This is a genomic window from Streptomyces sp. NBC_01017, assembly GCF_045162795.1.
GTDB classification, from domain to species: domain Bacteria; phylum Actinomycetota; class Actinomycetes; order Streptomycetales; family Streptomycetaceae; genus Streptomyces; species Streptomyces machairae.
Map to the genome: position 1 here is coordinate 10,915,501 of NZ_CP108683.1, position 18,506 is coordinate 10,934,006.

The 18,506-nt window shown below is 67.8% G+C and carries 13 protein-coding genes and 6 pseudogenes; 13 read left to right on the top strand and 6 right to left on the bottom strand.

Annotation, left to right across the window (positions count from 1 at the left end; genetic code table 11):
• Window positions 1-478: 478 nt before the first annotated feature.
• A pseudogene (locus OG331_RS50020) lies at window positions 479-614 on the bottom strand (IS6 family transposase); the annotation flags it as partial.
• Between the two features lie 164 nt (window positions 615-778).
• On the opposite strand from OG331_RS50020, the gene OG331_RS50025 reads away from it, so the two are divergent.
• From OG331_RS50025 to OG331_RS50035, 3 genes are all read left to right on the top strand, one after another.
• A complete protein-coding gene (locus OG331_RS50025) occupies window positions 779-1,156 on the top strand; it encodes an IS3 family transposase (RefSeq protein ID WP_406191137.1) in 378 nt (125 codons plus the stop codon).
• On the top strand, window positions 1,153-1,380 hold the full coding sequence (locus tag OG331_RS50030; protein ID WP_406191134.1) for a hypothetical protein: 228 nt from the start codon (window positions 1,153-1,155) through the stop codon (window positions 1,378-1,380). Before OG331_RS50025 ends, OG331_RS50030 begins: the two co-directional genes overlap by 4 nt.
• Before the next feature lie 210 nt (window positions 1,381-1,590).
• Window positions 1,591-1,908, top strand: coding sequence for a transposase (locus OG331_RS50035; protein WP_406191131.1), 318 nt, complete (start codon window positions 1,591-1,593; stop codon window positions 1,906-1,908).
• A 166-nt stretch (window positions 1,909-2,074) separates the two neighbouring features.
• Here the strand turns inward: OG331_RS50035 and idi are convergent.
• Window positions 2,075-2,585 (bottom strand): annotated as a pseudogene (gene idi / locus OG331_RS50040) (isopentenyl-diphosphate Delta-isomerase).
• Window positions 2,586-3,248: 663 nt separating this feature from the next.
• Between idi and leuA the strand changes: the two are divergent.
• The 8 genes and pseudogenes from leuA to OG331_RS50080 form a co-directional block, all read left to right on the top strand.
• Window positions 3,249-5,033, top strand: a pseudogene (leuA, locus tag OG331_RS50045) (2-isopropylmalate synthase); the annotation flags it as partial.
• Window positions 5,034-5,225: 192 nt separating this feature from the next.
• Entirely contained in the window at window positions 5,226-6,446 is a 1,221-nt protein-coding gene (locus OG331_RS50050) for a hydroxymethylglutaryl-CoA reductase, degradative (protein WP_406209630.1), read from the top strand.
• Window positions 6,447-6,457: 11 nt separating this feature from the next.
• Window positions 6,458-7,633 carry a mevalonate kinase gene (gene mvk / locus OG331_RS50055; protein WP_406191129.1) on the top strand — a complete coding sequence of 392 codons (1,176 nt, stop codon included), beginning with the start codon at window positions 6,458-6,460 and terminating at the stop codon, window positions 7,631-7,633.
• Window positions 7,634-7,653: 20 nt separating this feature from the next.
• The gene (locus OG331_RS50060; RefSeq protein WP_406191126.1) at window positions 7,654-7,956 is read left to right on the top strand and encodes a hypothetical protein; all 303 of its coding nucleotides are present in this window, start codon (window positions 7,654-7,656) and stop codon (window positions 7,954-7,956) included.
• On the top strand, window positions 7,956-8,945 hold the full coding sequence (gene mvaD / locus OG331_RS50065; RefSeq protein WP_406191124.1) for a diphosphomevalonate decarboxylase: 990 nt from the start codon (window positions 7,956-7,958) through the stop codon (window positions 8,943-8,945). Before OG331_RS50060 ends, mvaD begins: the two co-directional genes overlap by 1 nt.
• The gene (locus tag OG331_RS50070; RefSeq protein WP_406191121.1) at window positions 8,942-9,967 is read left to right on the top strand and encodes a mevalonate kinase; all 1,026 of its coding nucleotides are present in this window, start codon (window positions 8,942-8,944) and stop codon (window positions 9,965-9,967) included. Before mvaD ends, OG331_RS50070 begins: the two co-directional genes overlap by 4 nt.
• Window positions 9,968-10,291: 324 nt before the next feature.
• Window positions 10,292-11,533 (top strand): glycosyltransferase, encoded by a 1,242-nt coding sequence (locus OG331_RS50075; protein WP_406191119.1) that lies wholly within the window; start codon window positions 10,292-10,294, stop codon window positions 11,531-11,533.
• Window positions 11,534-11,663: 130 nt separating this feature from the next.
• Window positions 11,664-13,052 carry an IS1380 family transposase gene (locus tag OG331_RS50080; protein ID WP_406191117.1) on the top strand — a complete coding sequence of 463 codons (1,389 nt, stop codon included), beginning with the start codon at window positions 11,664-11,666 and terminating at the stop codon, window positions 13,050-13,052.
• A gap of 388 nt (window positions 13,053-13,440) precedes the next feature.
• On the opposite strand, the gene OG331_RS50085 is transcribed toward OG331_RS50080, so the two are convergent.
• Both OG331_RS50085 and OG331_RS50090 read right to left on the bottom strand, forming a co-directional pair.
• On the bottom strand, window positions 13,441-13,752 hold the full coding sequence (locus OG331_RS50085; RefSeq protein WP_406191114.1) for a winged helix-turn-helix domain-containing protein: 312 nt from the start codon (window positions 13,750-13,752) through the stop codon (window positions 13,441-13,443).
• Window positions 13,753-14,042: 290 nt separating this feature from the next.
• Window positions 14,043-14,793 (bottom strand): annotated as a pseudogene (locus OG331_RS50090) (transposase family protein).
• A gap of 200 nt (window positions 14,794-14,993) precedes the next feature.
• On the opposite strand from OG331_RS50090, the pseudogene OG331_RS50095 reads away from it, so the two are divergent.
• Window positions 14,994-15,449: pseudogene (locus tag OG331_RS50095) on the top strand (transposase family protein); the annotation flags it as partial.
• Window positions 15,450-15,491: 42 nt separating this feature from the next.
• Here OG331_RS50095 and OG331_RS50100 read toward each other — a convergent pair.
• A protein-coding gene (locus OG331_RS50100; protein WP_406191112.1) for an IS3 family transposase occupies window positions 15,492-16,672 on the bottom strand; the annotation gives its coding sequence in 2 pieces (ribosomal slippage) (window positions 15,492-16,408 and window positions 16,408-16,672; 1,182 coding nt in all).
• Here OG331_RS50100 and OG331_RS50105 point away from each other — a divergent pair.
• On the top strand, window positions 16,650-17,093 hold the full coding sequence (locus OG331_RS50105; RefSeq protein ID WP_406191110.1) for a transposase family protein: 444 nt from the start codon (window positions 16,650-16,652) through the stop codon (window positions 17,091-17,093). The two genes, OG331_RS50100 and OG331_RS50105, sit on opposite strands and share 23 nt — an antisense overlap.
• Here OG331_RS50105 and OG331_RS50110 read toward each other — a convergent pair.
• A pseudogene (locus OG331_RS50110) lies at window positions 17,081-18,332 on the bottom strand (IS256 family transposase). The gene OG331_RS50105 and the pseudogene OG331_RS50110 sit on opposite strands and share 13 nt — an antisense overlap.
• Between the last annotated feature and the right edge of the window lie 174 nt (window positions 18,333-18,506).

Consider the following 18,506-nt stretch of genomic DNA (forward strand, 5'->3'; position numbering starts at 1 on the left):
GATGTAGGTGAGCTACCAACTCGCCTACAAACAACGGAGCTTCGGTGATTTGCGAGTCGGCCATCGCGCCGCCAGTACTCACCCTCCGGCTCCAGCACTCGCAACCTGACGAACCGGGCCAGCTGCGCCGGATCACGCGGGCTGGAGAACTTCAGCAGCTCCCGCGCCCCCGCGCTCACCGGATCCGCCGGCTCGCTGCTGTTCAGGTTCTCGACGGCATCCAAGAATTCGCCTGAACTGACTCCAGCCTCGTCCGCCTCAGCATCCTCAGCGACCCATCGCGGATGTCCACGCACACGACCTGATACTGCGCGATCAACCGTTCCTAACCAGTGTCCTGGAGTGACATTTGCTGCCGGCTCCGGGAACTGCGCGCATCCCGAACGGTGTTTGATGCGCTGGTCTCCCGCGTTCGCTGTGTCTCCGTCCGGCTGCGTGCATCGTGTGCACGCTCCGTGACGGGTGGGCGGGTTCCCTCCTCGTAGGAGACGACGACACCCCGCCTCGAGCATCAGCTCCTCCTCGCGGAGGCTGAGGGGGAAACGGAAGTACAACCACACACAGTGCGAGATCACCTCCACCGGATACCGATGGTTCGCGTACGACGGCGGCACATCCGACGGTGCTGTCACGGTGACGGTTTGCGTGATGTTACCCGTGTGTCTCGGGGAGCCAGGGCGGAGCCATGGACGGATCGCGGCGACGGACCCTGCGATCGATGCGTCTCGCTGGGCTGCCGCCTTGGGCCCGGCGGGCCCGACCTGCGCACACTGGAACTATGCGCGAATTGATCGTCGGCGAGACGGCGAAGCGTGAGGATCTGCTCGCTGCAGCCGTCGTCGAAGCCGTCGAAGGAACCGGCGCGTGCGCGCGGCGGGTGCGGCAGCGTGCGGAGGATGAACTCGTTGCGGACATACGGGTGTTGCACGCAGCCTCGCGCGGCGCTCACGGGGCTCCGCTCATCCATGCGGCCCTGGCGCGGGCAGGACGCAGGGTGAACCGGAAGAAGATCGAGCGGCTGATGCGCGAGCATCGCGTGACCGGGATCACCCGGCGCGGCCTGACGCGGCAGGCGCAGCGGGCGGTGTTCGCCGCGGACCTCGTCCGGCGGGACTTCCCGCATCGCGCCCCGGGATACGGCTGGTCGGCGACATGACCGAGCTCGTCACCGCCGAGGGCAAGGCCTGCCTGGCGTCCTGCATCGATCTCGCGACGCGGGAGGTGATCGGCTGGGCCATGGCCGATCACCACCGGGCCGAGCTGCCGGTGACGGCCCTGCGGATGGCGGCCGGACGCGGACAATACACGAGTGTCGAATTCCGCAGCGAGATACGGAAGTTGGGAATGCGGCAATCCATGGGCCGTGTCGGATCCTGTTAGGACAACGCCGCGGCGGAAAGCCGGTTCGCCCTACTGAAATCCGAGATCGGCACCAACACGTGGGCGACACGGACAGCGGCCCGCGCCGACGTCTTCCGCTTCATCGAGGTCGAGTACAACCACAGCAGACTCCGAAGACATCCCGAGTTCGGATACGTCACCCCACTGGAAACCCGGGTCCGATTGCGACACGACTTCACCCCCACAGCCATGCCGCACGCCCGCCTCGGCGGCCACCCCGTCACGCTCATATGGGACATCTGCTCCAGCCACACGAGCGCCGAGGTGCGTGAGTGGGCCGAGGGGCAGGAGCGCTGGCTGCGGATCGTCCAGCTGCCGCCGCACGCCCCCGAGCTGAACCCGGTGGAGCTCCTGTGGAAGATCGTCAAAGATCTCCTCGCGAACCGTGTATTCCGTTCGATTCGTGAGCTGGCGGAGGCCGCCGAAGCAGCGCTCAGGAAGATCAAGAAGGCGCCGCATCTCCTGCGCGGATTCCTTGCCGGAACCGGGCTTGCGTTGCTGGAGTGACCGTCAAGCGCTGAGATAAAGATCAATAGACACACGCCGAAACAGTCGGCGGAAGTGTATTGCAGAAGGTCAGACAGCCTTTTCGTGGACTAGAGCGCCGCACAGCTGCGGAACCCCGGTGAAGGTGTGCTCTTGGTGAAGTGCTCTGGCTCTGTCCGGGGCGGCGTCAGCCGGTTGTCCAGTTGCTGGTGGGGAAGAGCGCGTGGACAGCGGGCAGGGCTGCTTCGAAAACGACCGGGAACCAGGCAGAGAAGGGATGGCTTTGCCTGAGAGAGAGCAGCTGGTCGGGGGTGACGAAGCGTGTGTCGAGGGCTTCCAGTGGGTCCGGGTCGACTGCGTCCGGGTCGGCCGTGCCGATGAAAAGGTGGTTGTATTCCTTCTCGACCAGATCCGTGAGCGGGTCGGGGAGATCGTAGACAACCGTGCCGGCCGCTTGGAGTAGGGCCGGAGCACAGCCCAGCTCTTCGATGGTGCGCCGGACGGCGGCGAGGAATGCTGGTTCCCCGGGGAGGGGATGCCCGCAGCAGGTGTTTGACCACACACCCGGGGGAATGGTATTTCCCGGATGCCCGCTGCTGGAGCAGCATGCGCCCTGACTCGTCGAGCAAGAATACGGAGAAGGCGCGGTGGAGCTGTCCGCCTTCCCGGTGAGCCGAGAGCTTTTCGGCCGTGCCGATGGTATTTCCCCGGAGGTCGACCAGTTCCAGCATTATTTCATGCATCACTATTGATTTCTCTCCTCATGTATTTCCGGACCACAAGACCCGGCAGCGGACGGCAGGCGGTGTCATTGAGGATAAAACAGTCGCCCGGCGTGGACTGGCCCCTCACTGTAACTGTTGCCTGATCGTCCATCTCGGCCCGCCCGTATCGACCGCGGCAGGCACAGAGTCCGGCACCGTGGTTGCATCTTTGTCCACCCAAACGGTCACGTCTTGCCGATGACAGGGCCCTTATGGTGGATCTTCCATATCGGTAGGGGTGGCTGAACTGTTTGTACCTGTTACGGCCCAGCCGCCCTGCGCGTAAATCTGTCATGAGGCTTCGTGATGAGGCGTTATCACTTTTCTGTAATTTTCAATAGCGGTCCTCGGGCTCTGGCCAGGATCACGGCGCTGTGCGCCGGCCGCGGGTACCAGATCTGTGGTCTGGAGACGTGTGCGACGTCTTCTGCTGGTGTGCAGAGGATGAATCTGTCTGTGCAGGCCGATGCAGGTGTGCAGCAGGTGGCTGCCCAGCTGGAGAAGCAGGCGGACGTGCTGCGGGTGGAAATGATGCCGGCGGGGGATGAGCAGGAGGTTCAGCCGGCCGGCCGGCACGGTGCCTATGCCGTGGGGGCGGTGGCGCCGGGTGCAGGTTGTGCCGGGCAGAGGCAGGCGGGGGCGCTGGGGCGCCCCACCCCGGTCACCGCCGCGAGCGTCGCGCAGCGGCCGTCCGGGATGCCGTTTAGCCGCTACCGGCCGTTCCCTGTTGTGGATCTGCCGGACCGTGCGTGGCCGTCCAGGGTGATCACGGGGGCGCCGCGCTGGCTGTCGACCGATCTGCGGGACGGTAACCAGGCGCTGGCCGACCCTATGTCCCCGGCACGCAAGCGTGCCATGTTCGACCTGCTCGTGCGCCTGGGCTACAAGGAGATCGAGGTCGGTTTCCCGGCCTCCGGCGCCACTGACTTCGATTTTGTCCGCTCGATCATCGAGGACGAGGCTGCCATTCCCGATGACGTGACCGTGTCGGTGCTGACGCAGGCCCGCGAGGACCTGATCGCGCGCACTGTTGAGTCGCTGCGCGGCGCCCGCAGGGCAACGGTCCACCTGTACAACGCCACCTCGCCGATGTTCCGCCGGGTCGTGTTCAAGGCATCGAAGGAGGACGTGAAGAACATTGCCGTGGACGGCACCCGCATGGTCATGGAGTACGCCGGGAAGATCCTGGGCGACGGCACGGTCCTCGGCTACGAGTATTCGCCCGAGATCTTCATCGACACCGAACTGGACTACGCGCTGGAGGTCTGCGAGGCGGTCATGGACGTCTGGCAGCCGGGTGAGGGCCGCGAGATCATCCTGAACCTGCCGGCCACCGTCGAGCGGTCCACCCCCAACGTCTACGCCGACAGGATTGAGTGGATGTCGCGCAGCCTGTCCCGCCGCGAGTCCGTCTGCCTGTCCGTTCACCCGCACAACGACCGCGGCACCGCCGTCGCCGCCGCCGAGCTGGCGGTCATGGCCGGTGCCGACCGCGTCGAGGGCTGTCTGTTCGGGCAGGGCGAGCGCACCGGCAACGTCGACCTGGTCACCCTGGGCATGAACCTGTTCTCGCAGGGCGTCGACCCACTGATCGACTTCTCCGACATCGACGAGATCCGCCGCACCTGGGAGCAGTGCAACCAGATGGAGGTCCACCCGCGCCACCCGTATGCGGGCGACCTGGTCTACACGTCCTTCTCCGGCTCTCACCAGGACGCCATCAAGAAGGGTTTCGACCAGCTGGAGGTCGGCGCCGCTGCGGTCGGCGCCGACGTCTGCGCCTACAGCTGGGACATGCCCTACCTGCCGGTCGACCCCAAGGACGTCGGCCGTTCCTACGAGGCGGTCATCCGGGTCAACAGCCAGTCCGGCAAGGGCGGCATCTCCTACGTGCTCAAGTATGACCACAAGCTGGACCTGCCGCGCCGGATGCAGACCGAGTTCTCGAAGATCATCCAGGCCAGGACCGACGGCGAAGGCGGCGAGGTCACCCCGGCGCAGATCTGGGCCGTCTTCGAGGACGAGTATCTGCCCACTTCCGCCAACCCGTGGGGCCGCATCCGGCTGCGTTCGTACCAGGCGTCCCCGGCAGCGGACGGCACCGAGACCATCACGGCCGACGCGGTCGTCGACGGTGCGGAGATCACTCTGGGCGGCACGGGCAACGGCCCGGCCGATGCGCTTGTCGCGGCACTGGGCCAGATCGGCGTCGGCATCCGCATCCTCGACCACACCCAGCACACGCTCAGTGAAGGCGCCGACGCGGCCACCGCCGCATACTTCGAGTGCGAGGTGGACGGCAAGACTGTCTGGGGCGTCGGCATCGACATCGTCACCGCCCGCGCCTGCATCAAAGCCATCGTCTCCGCCGCCAACCGCGCCTTCAGCCCCCACGCCGCCGACCGCGCGGCCGGCCCACGTGCCACCGGGCGCGCGGAGGGTGGCAGTCCGACGCGAGTCGTAGAGGCCGGGCTGCCTGGCCAGTCCGGGCAGGACCCCCAGCCGGGCAGGACGCGGGCGCTGCCGTCCCAGGGAAACGGGCGCACACCGAGGGTCCCGCACACGACGGCCCCCGTGGCCGCCGTCCCGGCCACGGGGAGGGATGAGCTGATTTCACGTCATCCCGGGTTCCACCGCTTGCCCATGGGCAAGCGGGTGCAGCTCGTTGCGGAAGCGGCCGGGCTCGGCCCGCGCGATCGGGAGCTGCTGGAGAGTGATACGCCGCTGACCCTCTCCCAGGCAGATTTGATGATCGAAAACGCGGTCGGGGTGTTCGGGCTCCCTGAGGGCGTCGCGGTCAACTTCACCGTCAACGGCCGTGACCGGCTGGTGCCCATGGTCGTCGAGGAACCCTCCGTCGTCGCCGCCGCCTCCAACGCGGCCCGGCTGACCCGGCAGTGCGGCGGGATCAGCGCGGACGCGGACCCGTCGCTGATGACCGGCCAGATCCACATCCTCCACGTGCCCGACGCCGACACAGCAGCCGGCCGTGTCCGTGACGCCGCCGACCGGCTGGTTTGCGAGGCCCGCCGGCTCCAGCCGGGCATGGTGGCACGGGGCGGCGGGACCCGCGAGGTCAGCGCCCGGGCACTGCCGGACGGCAGCGTGCTGGTGCACGTCCTGACGGACGTGGGCGACGCGATGGGCGCGAACGCGGTCAACACCCTCCTCGAAGCCCTCGCCCCCCAGGTGGCGGCCGTGACCGGGGGCGAGGCCGGGGTGAGGATCCTGTCGAACCTTGCGGACCAGCGCCTGGCCCGGGCAGACGTCGAGATCCCCGAACAGCTGCTGGCGGCCGCCGGCTGCTCCGGCGCGGAGATCGCGGAGCGTATCGCGCAGGCCTCCGCGCTGGCGGCGATGAGCCCGCACCGGGCGACCACGCACAACAAGGGCGTGATGAACGGCATCGACGCGGTCGCCGTCGCCACCGGGCAGGACTGGCGTGCGATCGAAGCCGGCGTGCACGCCCACGCCGCTCGCGGCGGCACCTACCAGCCCGTCGCGACCTGGCACCACGAAGCAGGATTTCTGCACGGCAGCTTCGAGGCCCCGCTCGCGGTCGGCACGGTCGGCGAACGCATCCGGGCCAACCCACGCGCCGCCCTCTCCCTGAGACTGCTGAAGGTCACCGGCGCCCGGGAACTCGCCGCAGTCATGGCCGCAGTCGGCCTCGCGCAGAACCTCGCCGCCCTGCGCGCCCTCACTGGTGACGGAATCCAGCGCGGCCACATGGCCCTGCACCAGCGCTGCCTGCCCTTTTCCGCCGCCGATGCGCAAGGGGCTGACGTCCGTTGAAAGAACGAAGCGTGCAACATGTCCCGGGAAAGATCATCCTGATCGGGGAGCATGCGGTCCTTCACGGCCAGCCGGCGATCGCGACCCGCATACCGCTCCAGCTGACGCTGTCCGCCACGATGGGACCGCCCGGCCGTGCAGGCCTTCATGACACGCGCTCGCGCGACGCGCTCGCCACCGCGGCGGCGTTCTTCGGCCTCGACCCCCACCACATCCAGATCCGTACCCGGTCCCAGCTCCCCGTCGGGGGAGGGCTGGGCAGTTCGGCGGCGCTCAGCGTCGCGCTCGTCCGCGCGCTTGCCGAGCTGTGCACCGCCGACATAGAGCAGGCCGAACTGCTTCGGATGGCCACCGAGGTCGAACACACCTTCCACGGCTGCTCCTCCGGCCTCGACATCCATGCAGTCGCCTCCCACGGGCTGATCTGGTTCCAGCCAGGCCCCCAGCCCCAGGTGTCCCCGCTCACCGTTCCCGCGCCCCTCGACTTCATCGTCGCCCTGTCCGGCAAGCGGCGATCCACCGCGGCACCAGTCAGCGCACTCGCACCCGTCGGGGGCTCCGTCGTGGCCATGAGGCGGCTGGGCGAACTCACCGACCAGGCCCGCACCGCACTGATCAGCGGCGACACCAGCACTTTGGGACACGCCATGAACGGCGCGCACGAGGAAATGAGCGCCCTGGGTGTGTCGGCACCTGTCCTCGACCGCATGGTCGTCCTCGCCCGAGCAGCGGGCGCTCTCGGCGCCAAACTCACCGGAGCCGGCCATGGAGGCGCTGTCATCGCCCTCGCCCCCGACTCTGCACGCGCCCGCCAGGTCGTTCTCGCTCTGCGCACCGCCGGGTTCGACGCCCTCCTCCTGCCCGTGCCGGAGGGGGCTGTCGACGGCTCGCCGCGTGCTGCCTCCGGCCGCCGCCCCACGCCGTCTCGGGCGGCCCTGACACCGGCGGCCGACCGGCTTCAGGGGCCGGCGGCGCTTCGGCGGATTCGAGCGGGCCGGGTGGCACAGGGGCCGGGAACGGCTCCGCCGCGCACCCGGCAACCGGAGGAAGCCCGCATCCCCCTTGATCACACGATCACGGACGCCACGAATCCCGTGGCTGTGTTCGTGAACAGTAACCGGGAGGCTGCCCCTTCGGGCGGTCGCCGGGCGGGTCGTGGTGGGGACAGTGGAGTGGTTGCGGGGTGAGGTTTGCGTGGGAGGTCGAGATGTCCTGGACAGACATGGTGGAACGCGTGATCGCGGATGAGTACGTGCAGATCGCCCAGTGCTTCCCCGCGAGCGACCGTGGACTGGCGGCGTTCCGCGCGCTGTGGCTCGCCTCGGTGGCCGAAGAGCTCGCTCCCGCCGCGGACCCGTCCGGCACCGCACCCGTTCCCCGGCCCTTCGACATGCTGCTGCGTGCCTTTGTGGCCGACACGGGCGGACAGCAGGCGTCCTGTGCAGCGGACGAGCCCGCCCGGCTCCACGGGGCGATCAAGGACTTCGTGGACCGGGTCGGGGCGCTGTGATGTGGGCGACGGCCAACGCGAACCTCGCCCTGGTCAAGTACTGGGGAAAGAGCAATGTTCCGGGCAACCAGGCCGCGAACGCCAGCCTCTCGGTCACCTTGGAGGGCCTGATCTCCCTGGCGGCCGTACGGGAGCGCCGGGACGCAGACATTGACCGCGCCGCATGGAGTCCCCCGGGGCCCGTGGAGGACCTGACCCGGTTCGTCGGGCAGGCCCGCACCGCACTGGGCATCCGACACCCCCTGGACGTCGCGGTCACGTCCAATTTCCCGGTCGGCGCCGGACTGGCCTCCTCCGCCTCGGCCTACGCGGCCCTTGCCACCGCGCTTGCGGCCGCGGCCGGCCGACCCGACGCGGACCTGAGTGCACTGGTGCGCAGCGGTTCGGGCTCGGCCTGCCGGTCACTCCTGGCCGGTTTCGTGGAATGGCAGCCCGGCGCGGGCAAAGGCGACGTGACGCAGGTTGCTCCCCCTGCCCACTGGCCCCTGTGCGTGATCGTCGCGGTCACCCGCGAGCAGCCCAAGCGGATCTCCTCACGCGAGGGCATGCGACGCACCGCCGTAACTTCACCGTTCTACGACGCGTGGCTGGCGGCCAACCCCGAGGACATGCGAGCCGCCCGCGAAGCGGTCCGCCACCGCAACCTGGACAGCCTCGGTCCGGTCATGGAACACAACGCGATGCGGATGCACGCCACCGCGCTCGGCGCCGACCCGCCGCTGCTGTACTGGGAGCCGGCCACCCTCGCGGTCGTCCACGCGGTGTGGCGACTGCGGGAGTCCGGAACCCCCGCCTACTTCTCCATCGACGCCGGCCCGCAAGTCAAAGTCCTGTGCGAACCCACCCACGCCGATGAAGTGGCTGAAACGCTCGGCGAGGTTCCAGGCGTGTCACGCCTGATCCGCTCCCGGCCAGGACAAGCGCCACGCGTGGTCACACACCCGCCCTCCTGGGCCCAGCTGCCCCCGACCTGGAGAGACTGGCAGTGACACCGGACGACGGCTGGCTCGTCTTCGCGCCCGGGAAGCTGGTGGTCATCGGCGAGTACGCCGTGCTCCACGCGGAGCGCGCCATGGTGACGGCGGTGGACGTGGGCATCGAATGCCATTGCAGCCCTCGCCCCGAAGGCTGGTGGCTCAGCGCCCCGGACCTGGACGTCGACGCGCCCTTGGCACAAGCAGCCGACGCTCCGGGCGCAGGGCTGCTGGCAGCGGCCGCCACCGCCGGCGCGGCCACCTTCCCGGAAACCCCACCGCACCACCTCACCGTGCGCGGCCGCGGCAACGGCGCGGAACGCAAGACCGGCCTGGGCTGCAGCGCGGCCAGCACCGTCGCCATCCTCGGATGCTTCGCCGCGGCCAACGGGCACGACCTCGCAGACCCCCGCACTCGCGCCGACCTGTTCGACCTCGCCCTGCGCACTCACCGGGCCCACCAGAACGGCCGGGGCAGCGGCATCGACGTAGCCGCCAGCGTCTACGGCGGATGGCTCGCCTACACGCTGACAAACGCCCGGCCGCGGATCGAGCGCGCGGACGTCCCGGACGACCTACGCCTCGCGACCGCCTGGACAGGCTTCACCGTAGACACGCCAGCAGGCCTCACGGATTTCGGGCGCACCCCACACAGTCCCGAGCTGCTCGGGCAAATGCGCGCGACCCTGGAGCGGTTCTGGACAGCCGGCCGGACCGGCTCCGGGCGTCAACTCCTCGACGCAGTCGCCGCCTACGGCCGCATCCTGGACTACGTGTCCTGGGAATTGGGCGGCGGCCTCCTCGGTAAGCGCACCAGGGAACTCGTCCAAGCAGCGACCGAGTGTGGCGTGGCCGCGAAGGGATCCGGCGCCGTGGGCGGCGACTGCGTCATCGCACTCGACACCCACCCCGCCCGGCTCGACGCCGCGCGCAGCGCCTGGCACCAGCTCGGAGCCACGGTCCTGGACCTCAACCCGGAGCCACACGGGGTACGCCCCCTGACCCCCGCCACACCACCAACCCCCGCGAACACGTAACCGGGGCCTGCGCCACGGACCACGTGACCGGCATCGTCCTTGAGCGCGCTAACCCGGGACCGTGCCACGTGCCAGCTGCCGCCGGCGCGGCGACATCAGTGGTTGCGGCGCGCCACTAACCGAGTCAGCAAGCCGATCCTTGCGTGTTCACGCCAGTGCTGCTCATCCTGCCCGCAAACTCGCCTCTCCGCGCAGAAGCGGACCACAAACGCGGAGAGAGGATGTACCAGCCCACTGGAAGCTGCAGATGTTCCACGAGACCGGCCTGTGGATCGGATCGGACGCTTCCGACCGTCTCAGTCCGCACCGGACAAGGGAGCGTCCTTGAAGATCCTCGCCCTCGCCGTTGGCACCCGGGGTGACGTGGCACCCTTCACCGGCCTCGGCACGCAACTTCGAAACGCCGGGCACCAGTTCGCCATCGCGACCCAACCACGCTTCGCCAGCCTCGTCACGGCCGCCGAGATCGAATACCACCCCTTGCCCGCCGCCTTCCTCCCCTTTCCTGGTGCAGGGCTGGTCCACCAACTGAAGCTGTTCCGCCATGCCGCCGACTTCATCCACGAGATGGGGCGCGGCATGATGCCGTTGGCTGCGGTCGATGCGGATGTGCTCTTGTGTCCCGCGATTACTGCGCCGCTGGGTTGGCAGCTCGCCGAGGCCACGGGGGCGTTGGCTGTCGGTGCGTACCTGCAACCGAATCACCCGACCGCCGAGTTCGCTCCCTCGTTTGGCAGTGGGCGATCGCTCGGCGGTTTGGGCAACCGTGCCGCCGGCTACCTCACCTTGGTCCTCCATAACCGGATGTACGCCGCCGCTGTCAAGGAGCTGCGCGCCGAGCTCGGGCTGCCGCCAGCATCCGTCAGGGCCATGCGTCGACGCCGGGAGCGGGCCTGCTGGCCGGTGATGTACGGCTACAGCGCGGCTGTCGTGCCGCGTCCCGCGGACTGGCGCCCCGGCCTGGAGGTCGTTGGCAACTGGTGGCCGTCCCAGGGGGCCTCGAACACTCGACTTCCCGAGGAGCTGGAGGAATTCCTTCGGGCTGGACCGCCCCCGGTCTTCATCGGCTTCGGCAGCATGGGCGCCGGAGAGGGCGAAAGGCTGAGTGAGATCGCAGTGGGCGCTTTGCGGCTCGCCGGGGTACGCGGTGTCGTCCAGGCGGGCTGGGCGGGGCTCAACGCCGTGGGCCGGGACATCCTTACGGTCGGCGAGTTCCCGCACCCGCTGCTGTTCCCCCGTACCGCCGCGGTGGTCCACCACGCGGGCGCAGGCACCACGGCGGCCGCCCTGCGCGCGGGAGTGCCTGCCGTCACCGTTCCGATGATGGCCGACCAGCCGTTCTGGGCCCGCCGCATCGCCGCCCTGGGCGTCGGCCCCGCCCCGATCTCGTTCGAACGACTCACCGCCGAGCGTCTGGCCCACGCCGTCACTGAAGCGCTCGGGCACTCCGGCTACCGCGCCCGCGCCACCACTCTCGCAAGCCGACTGGAAGCAGAGGACGGCGCGGGGAAAGCAGTCACGCTACTCGAACGGTGGGTCAACGAATTCTCACGCTTGAGGGAATGAGCGTCTGAGCCCGGATCCACCGGCTTGATGTCTGTGGACAGTTGCTCGGGAACGAAGAAGTGCCTTGTGACCTGCGATGATGGGGTTTCTCTAGGACCACATCAGGCACGATCAGCAAGGCACTTCCGAGATGCAATCTTCCCATGCCGCAGCGGCGGTCTCATCCGCGTTCGACGACCCGAACCTGATCGCGTACGGCGGCCTGGAGCCGGTGGTGCGGTTGGCCGAGCGGTGCGGTCTGCCCGCACTGGTCGGGGAGTACATCCGTCTGCCGGCCTCCAAGGACGGCACCGGTGCCTTCCCCGCGGCGAAAGTGATGTCGCTGGTGGCCGGCATGGTCGCGGGCGCCGACAGCATCGACGACATGCACCGGCTACGGCACGGCGCGATGGGCCGCCTGTTCTCACGGGTCCGGGCCCCGTCCACGCTGGGGTCGTTTCTGCGTTCCTTCACGCACGGGCATGTGAAGCAACTGCACGCTGTGGCCCGCCGGTTCCTTCCCGAACTGGCCCGTCATACCCCGCTGCTGCCCGGCGCGGACCAGGTCGCCTACGTGGACATCGATGACACCATCCGCCGCACCTACGGCTACGCCAAGCAGGGCGCCGGTTACGGATACAGCAAGGTCAAGGGCCTGAACGCGCTGCTCGGCATCGTCTCCACACCCCTGGCCGCCCCGGTGATCGCAGCCACGAGGCTACGCAAGGGACCATCGAACTCCGCGCGCGGGGCGGCAGCGTTCGTCGCCGAGACCATCCGCACCGCCCGGGCCTGCGGCGCCAGTGGCCTGCTGGTGATGCGCGCGGACTCCGCGTTCTACAGCGCCGACGTCGTCAACTCCTGCCGGGCGCTGGGCGCACGCTTCTCCATCACCGTGCGGATGAACGCCTCCGTCAAGGCCGCCATCGCCCGCATCGACGAGGACGCCTGGACGCCGGTCAAGTACCCCAAGGCGGCCCGGGACGAGGAGGGCCACTGCTGGATCTCCGACGCCGAGATAGCCGAGACCGGCTACACCGCCTTCACTTCCAAGCCGAAGAAGCAGCAGGTCACCGCCCGTCTGATCGTGCGCCGCGTCAAACGCCCGAGCACTGGCACCGTTCCCGCCGGACAGGGCACGCTGTTCGACACCTGGCGCTACCACGCCGCGTTCACCGACTCCCCGCTCTCCTTGAAGGACGCCGAGCGTGATCACCGACGGCACGCCGTCGTCGAGCAGGTGATCGCGGATGTCAAGAACAGCGCCTTCGCCCACGCGCCCTCCGGGCATTTCCAGGCCAATGCCACGTGGCTCGCCCTGGCCGCCCTGGCGCACAACCTGACCCGCGCCGCCGGCGCCCTGGCCGGCACGTTCCATGCCAGAGCGACCACCGCCACCATCCGTGACCACCTGATCAACGTGCCCGCCCGCCTGGCCCGCCCGGCCCGCCGCCTCACCCTGCACCTACCCGAACGCTGGCCCTGGCGCACGGACTTCACCCAGCTCTTCAGCATCGTGCACGCGCCACCAGCCCTCTGACACTCCCTGACCGACCTGCCCGAAAGGGCCAGAGACCTGCGGAAAAGTGGAAAGGCTGGGCAGACCAGCGGCCACCCCACGCCCGAATCCGCAACTCAGCCCCGACACGCCCTCCACGACCCCGAACCGATCACACCACAATCAAGCCGGTGGATCCGGGCTGATACGCACGTCGTTCGGTCATCACATAGTCAATACAGCCCCGAAGCGCGGCCCGCTACGAAATCATGAAGACGCGTCCATCTCGCTTCGCGGCAGATCGGACGGATAGGGGGATACCCCTACCGAACACCCTCTGAGGACAGCTGGATCTATGGCCAAGCATTTCCGCCGCTTCCTGCAGCGAGCCGGCGGCCACTACGTCCTCGGCGAGAAGATCTACTGATCTTTATCTCAGCGCTTGACGGTCACCGCGTAGCGGACCAGCCGCCACGAGGGCAGGCGCGATCGCCTCCTCATCACGCTGGAGGGCCTGCGTCCTCGGGACCTGCCACGACCAGCCCAGACGGTCCATGAGGTACCACACACCCGGCACCGAGAACCGCACCCCGCACTTCTCCTCGATCACCCGTGCGATGCGCGACAGCCTCCAGCCCTGGCCCTCCCAGCCGCGCGCCGACGCCCCCAGCCACAACCCACGCAGCAACTCCTGCTCCTGCTGCGGCGTCAGATACGAGCGGGACCCGTTCGCACGCGCCACCCTGCCTCACACCCTGTTCGAACGGGTCGGCAGCCTGCATCCGCCGCGCCTCCCGCACAAACCGGCCCCCAACGCGCTGCATTCGAAGACCCCATGCTGCCTTTATGCTCGACCTGACAGATCGTCAAGCACGACCATAAACATCAATAGACGAAGACTCCACGCTCCCAGGGGATTGCCAGACCCGAAAAGGCGAAAGCACCCCTCTCTGCCGGGCGTGTAAGGGACTTTGTGTAAGTCCTTGTCGTTCATCGGATGTTGAGCCGGTCCTCGAAGAAGAGTGAGGTTCTTCAGCGGTGCTTCTCCAGGGTGAGGATGGCCTTGGCGATTGACGTCAGGCGGTTGGGACTGCAGCGGGCGCGGCGGAAGATCCGCCAGGACTTGAGTAGGGCGAAGGCCCGCTCGACCGGGCTGCGGAGCCGTGCGTGCGCGCGGTTGACGGACTTCTGGTGCGCGGTCAGCTCACGGCCGCGGTGCCGTTTGTATGGTGTGCAGAAGGTTTCCGCCGGCTCCTTCGTAGGCTTTGTCCGCCAGGACGGGAATCTTCAGGCGTTCACATACGGTGATGATGCGGTGGGTGCGGGCGGCGGTGATGTCCACCGTGCGGCCCGGCAGGGCTGGCGAGTACCAGATCAGCTTGCCGGTCGGTCCGGTGACGGCCTGGATGTTCACTCCGTGCCGTCTGGCCTTGCCGGAGTAGTCGCGTTCGCCGTCGCCGACCCGGTCGCACTCGGCGATGGTGCCGTCCACGAGGACGTGGTCGGGCTTGGCCCGCCGCAGTGCGCGGGTGAGAGACGGGGCCATGTCCGCCAGCAACGCGGTGACGCTGTGTACATAGGCGTGGGCGGTGGCTTCGCTGATCCGGAAGCCCGCGGCGATCTTGGCGAGGGTGGTGTGCTCGCGCAGGTACACCAGGGCCACCATGGCCCGCTGGGAGGGGCGCAGCTTGCAGCGGCGGTCACCCTCGCGGGTGACGATCAGCATGGTCACCCACTCCACCAGTGCATGCGGCAGGTCGAGTGCGCGAGGATAGGTCACCAACGAGGCCCCCTGGCTGGCGAGTCGAGACGTGAGACATCTCGCTCAACAGCCCGAGGGCCTCGCCTGTTACGCCCCGCCGCCGGTCACCCGATCAGTGGCCACTCTGAAGAACCTCAGTGAGCCGTTTTCATCCTGTCTCTGGGGGGTGAACTGGCAGGTCAGTGGGGGTGGGTAACGAGTCGAGGCCCCTGGTCGTTGCGGTGGTGTTCTCTACGCACCACGCATCGCCCGAGGAGCCTCGCTTGGTCCCGTATCGTGCCACGGTCGACGTCCCGCATGAGTTGGTTGAGCACGTTTCCTGGCTCATCTACGCACGAAGGTGTGAACGCCGTACGAGGTGGCGGAAGCTGGGCTGCTTCAAGCAGGCCTTGCTCGCCCTGGTGCACCTGCGCAAGAACGAGACGATACCCGCGCCGGCGGCAGGCTTCGGTGTCTCGACAGCCACTGCGTGGCGCTACGTCGACGAGACCCTGGACGTCCTTGCGGCCTGGGCGCCGGGCCTGCAGGAAGCCCTGGCCGGGCTGGGCGAGGGCGACTTCGTCATCGTCGACGGCACCTTGATCGCCACCGACCGCGTCCACGCGGACGAGCCGTACTCCTCCCAAAAGCACAAGCAGCACGGCATGAACGTCCAGGTGATCGCACGTCCCGACGGCTGAGGGGCCTCGTGTTTTCCGGACAGGCATCTGACTATTGACTCACGCGACGATTCGCAACTTCTGGTACGCGGCGTGGACTTCGCGGGGAGGACGGTAACCCACCGCCGAGTGAAGGCGTTTGTGAGTGTACCAGAATTCGATGTAACGGGTGATGTCCTGCCTGGCGATGTCGCGGGTCAGGTAAGTCACCCTCGAAACGCGCTCGTTCTTCAGGGCGCCGAAGAATGATTCGGCCATGGCATTGTCGAAGCAGATCCCGGTACGGCCGGCAGAACGCCGCAGGCCGAGCTCGCCCAGAACCGCAGCATACTCGGCCGACATGTAGTTGCTTCCGCGGTCCGAGTGGAATATTGCGTTCCTGGCGAGTTTCCTGTTCCGTGCTGCGTTACGGATGGCTCTGGCTATGAGAGGGGTTTGAAAATGGTCGTCCATCGCGTAGCCGACAACCTCCTTCGTGCAGCAGTCGATGACGGTCGCGAGATACAGCCAGCCCTCTCCGGTGGAGATGTAGGTGATGTCCCCGACGAGTTTTTCACCCGGAGCGTCGGCGGTGAAGTTCCGGCCCACGAGGTCGGGCACGGCGGCGGGCGCGCCTCGGGTGAGGCCGAAGCGTCTGGGCTTCGGCTGGCAGGGCTCAAGTCCCAGCTCCCGCATGAGCCGGCGGACCAGCTCCGGGCCCGCGGCGTGGCCCCAGCGATGGAGCTGGGCGTGGATGCGCCGATAGCCGTAGGTGCTGTCGGAATCGTCGAATGCTTTCTTGATCAGCAGTTTCAACTCCTCGCGTCGCTGCGCCGTCGCGGATTTCGGGCGGCCCCGCCAGTCGTAGTAGCCAGATGTGGATACGCCGAGTCGTTCGCACATGAACTCGACGGGATATGCGTACTCCGTTGTGTCGAGTCGCATCTCATCGATGAACTCGTACTTGCTCGCTACCGGGGATCCTTCGCGAAGTACGCTGCGGCTTTTTTCAGGAACGCATTCTCCATCTCGACTTCACGGATACGGCGTTCAAGTTCCTTCAGGCGAGCGCGTTCATCGTGGGACAGCTCGGTACCGGCAGGAGGTTCGTTCCGTTCCTTATGCTTCTTCACCCAGCCCCGGAGGGTTTCGGGGTTCATACCGAGTTCACGGCCGACCTCGGTTACGGTCTTGCTGGAAGCCAGCGCGATCCGGACGGCTTCCTCACGGAACTCAGGCGTGTACTTGCTCGGTGGTGCCACTTCGATTCCTCGTTTCCAGTTCAGACGATCCTATTGGACGCCTGTCCGGAAACTTCGGGGCATCCCAGGCACACCGCTCTGGTTCTCCCGGGCCACGCCAGGACGCACCCACGATCTGACCGCCGCCCGTGTTCACGGCATCATCCAAGCCTGCCTCACGAGACAGATCCTCGTGCTCGCGGACCGCGCCTACCAGGGCGCCGGCGCCACCGTCCGCACCCCATACAAGAACCACCGCGAACAACCCGCGCGCTACCAGGAGTTCAACCGCGATCACGCCCGGCTGAGGGCGCCGGGCGAACGCGCCTTCGCACAGCTGAAGTCCTGGCGACTGCTCCGGCGGGCCAGATGCTCCACCCGCCGCATCGGCACCATCGTCCAAGCCGTCCACACGCTGATGACCTGCAGCTATTCAGGATGAAAACGGCTCAGTGAGAACTGGTTCAGCGCCTTCTTCCAGTGTGCGGCGACGTGGTTGACATCGCGCGCCTTGGGGGTGATCAGCTCGCGGACGGCGAGGTAGAGCACCTTCAGTGCCGCTTGCTCGGATGGGAAGTGCCCGCGGTTGCGGGTGGCCTTCCGCAGCCGGGCGTTGATCGACTCGATCAGGTTTGTCGAGTTGACAACCTTCCTTGTCTCCGGCGGGAAGGCGAGGTAGGGGGTGAACTCGCTCCAGGCGGCCCGCCAGGTCCGCACGATCGCCGGATAGCGTTGACCCAACTCGCCCGCGGCGAAGTCTTCCAGGGCCTGCTGGGCAGCTTGTTCAGTCGATGCCGTGTAGATCTGCTTCAGCGACGCCACCAGCGCGGGGTGGTGCTGTTTGGACGCCGGCCGCAGCGATGCGCGGATCAAGTGGATCACGCACGTGTGGACCGTGGCCCTGGGCCACGTCGCGGTGATCGCGTCGGGCAGGCCCTTCAACCCGTCGCAGGCGACGATGCACACGTCCTCGATGCCGCGGTTGCGCAGCTCGGACAGGACCGTCATCCAGGTCGTGGCGCCTTCGCCCTCATCCCCGACCCACAGGCCCAGAACGTCCTTGCAGCCGTCCATGTCGACGCCGACCGCGAGGTAGACCGGCTTCGAAGCGACCGGTCCGGAGCGGATCCTGATCCACAAGGCGTCGATGTAGATGACCGGCCAGATGGCATCCAGCGGCCGCATCTGCCAGGCCGCGAGCTCGTCGGCGACGGCGTCGGTGACCTTGCTGATCAGGTCCGCTGAGACCTCCACGCCGTACATACCGGCGAGGTGGGAGCGGATGTCGCGCCCGCTCATGCCACGGACGTACAGCGACAGGATCTGCTCGTTGAAGCCCGCGAGCCGTCTGGCGTGCTTGGGCACCAGCTTCGCTGCCGTCCCGGTCTCGTGGGACGGCCACGGTGACCGCGCCGGCGTCGGTCAGCACGGTCTTCGCCGAGGTGCCGTTGCGGCTATTGCCCGAACCGCGACCGGCCGGATCGTGCTTCTCGTAGCCGAGGTGTTCGGTCATCTCCGCGTCCAAGGCCCGCTCGAGCACGGCGCGGGTCACCTCGGTCAGCAGCCCTTCACCGAGCAGCGCCGCCCCTGAGGCGTCGACGCGGTCCATCAACCGCTCGACGACCTCATCCACCAATCTCTCCTCGACCGCCTCAGCGACCGTGGTCTTGTCATCCGTCATGTCCGTCCGTCCCGGCCGGCCAGGGCCGAAGGCTGCGGCCTCGGCCAGCCTGTCAGATTACGGACTTACACGATCTTTCAGACACGCTCTCTCTGCCTGGAAAGGATGGGGTTTTCGATGGTCTCTTTCGTTCCATCGCGCCTTCGAAATGCATGGTGGGCTGGCGAGAGTTCT

What these genes read in the sequence shown, in the direction of transcription:
- OG331_RS50025 (WP_406191137.1), top strand. Translation starts at nt 779, where the DNA reads ATGCGCGAATTGATCGTCGGCGAGACGGCGAAGCGTGAGGATCTGCTC.
- OG331_RS50030 (WP_406191134.1), top strand. Translation starts at nt 1,153, where the DNA reads ATGACCGAGCTCGTCACCGCCGAGGGCAAGGCCTGCCTGGCGTCCTGC.
- OG331_RS50035 (WP_406191131.1), top strand. Translation starts at nt 1,591, where the DNA reads ATGCCGCACGCCCGCCTCGGCGGCCACCCCGTCACGCTCATATGGGAC.
- OG331_RS50060 (WP_406191126.1), top strand. Translation starts at nt 7,654, where the DNA reads ATGTCCTGGACAGACATGGTGGAACGCGTGATCGCGGATGAGTACGTG.
- mvaD (WP_406191124.1), top strand. Translation starts at nt 7,956, where the DNA reads ATGTGGGCGACGGCCAACGCGAACCTCGCCCTGGTCAAGTACTGGGGA.
- OG331_RS50080 (WP_406191117.1), top strand. Translation starts at nt 11,664, where the DNA reads ATGCAATCTTCCCATGCCGCAGCGGCGGTCTCATCCGCGTTCGACGAC.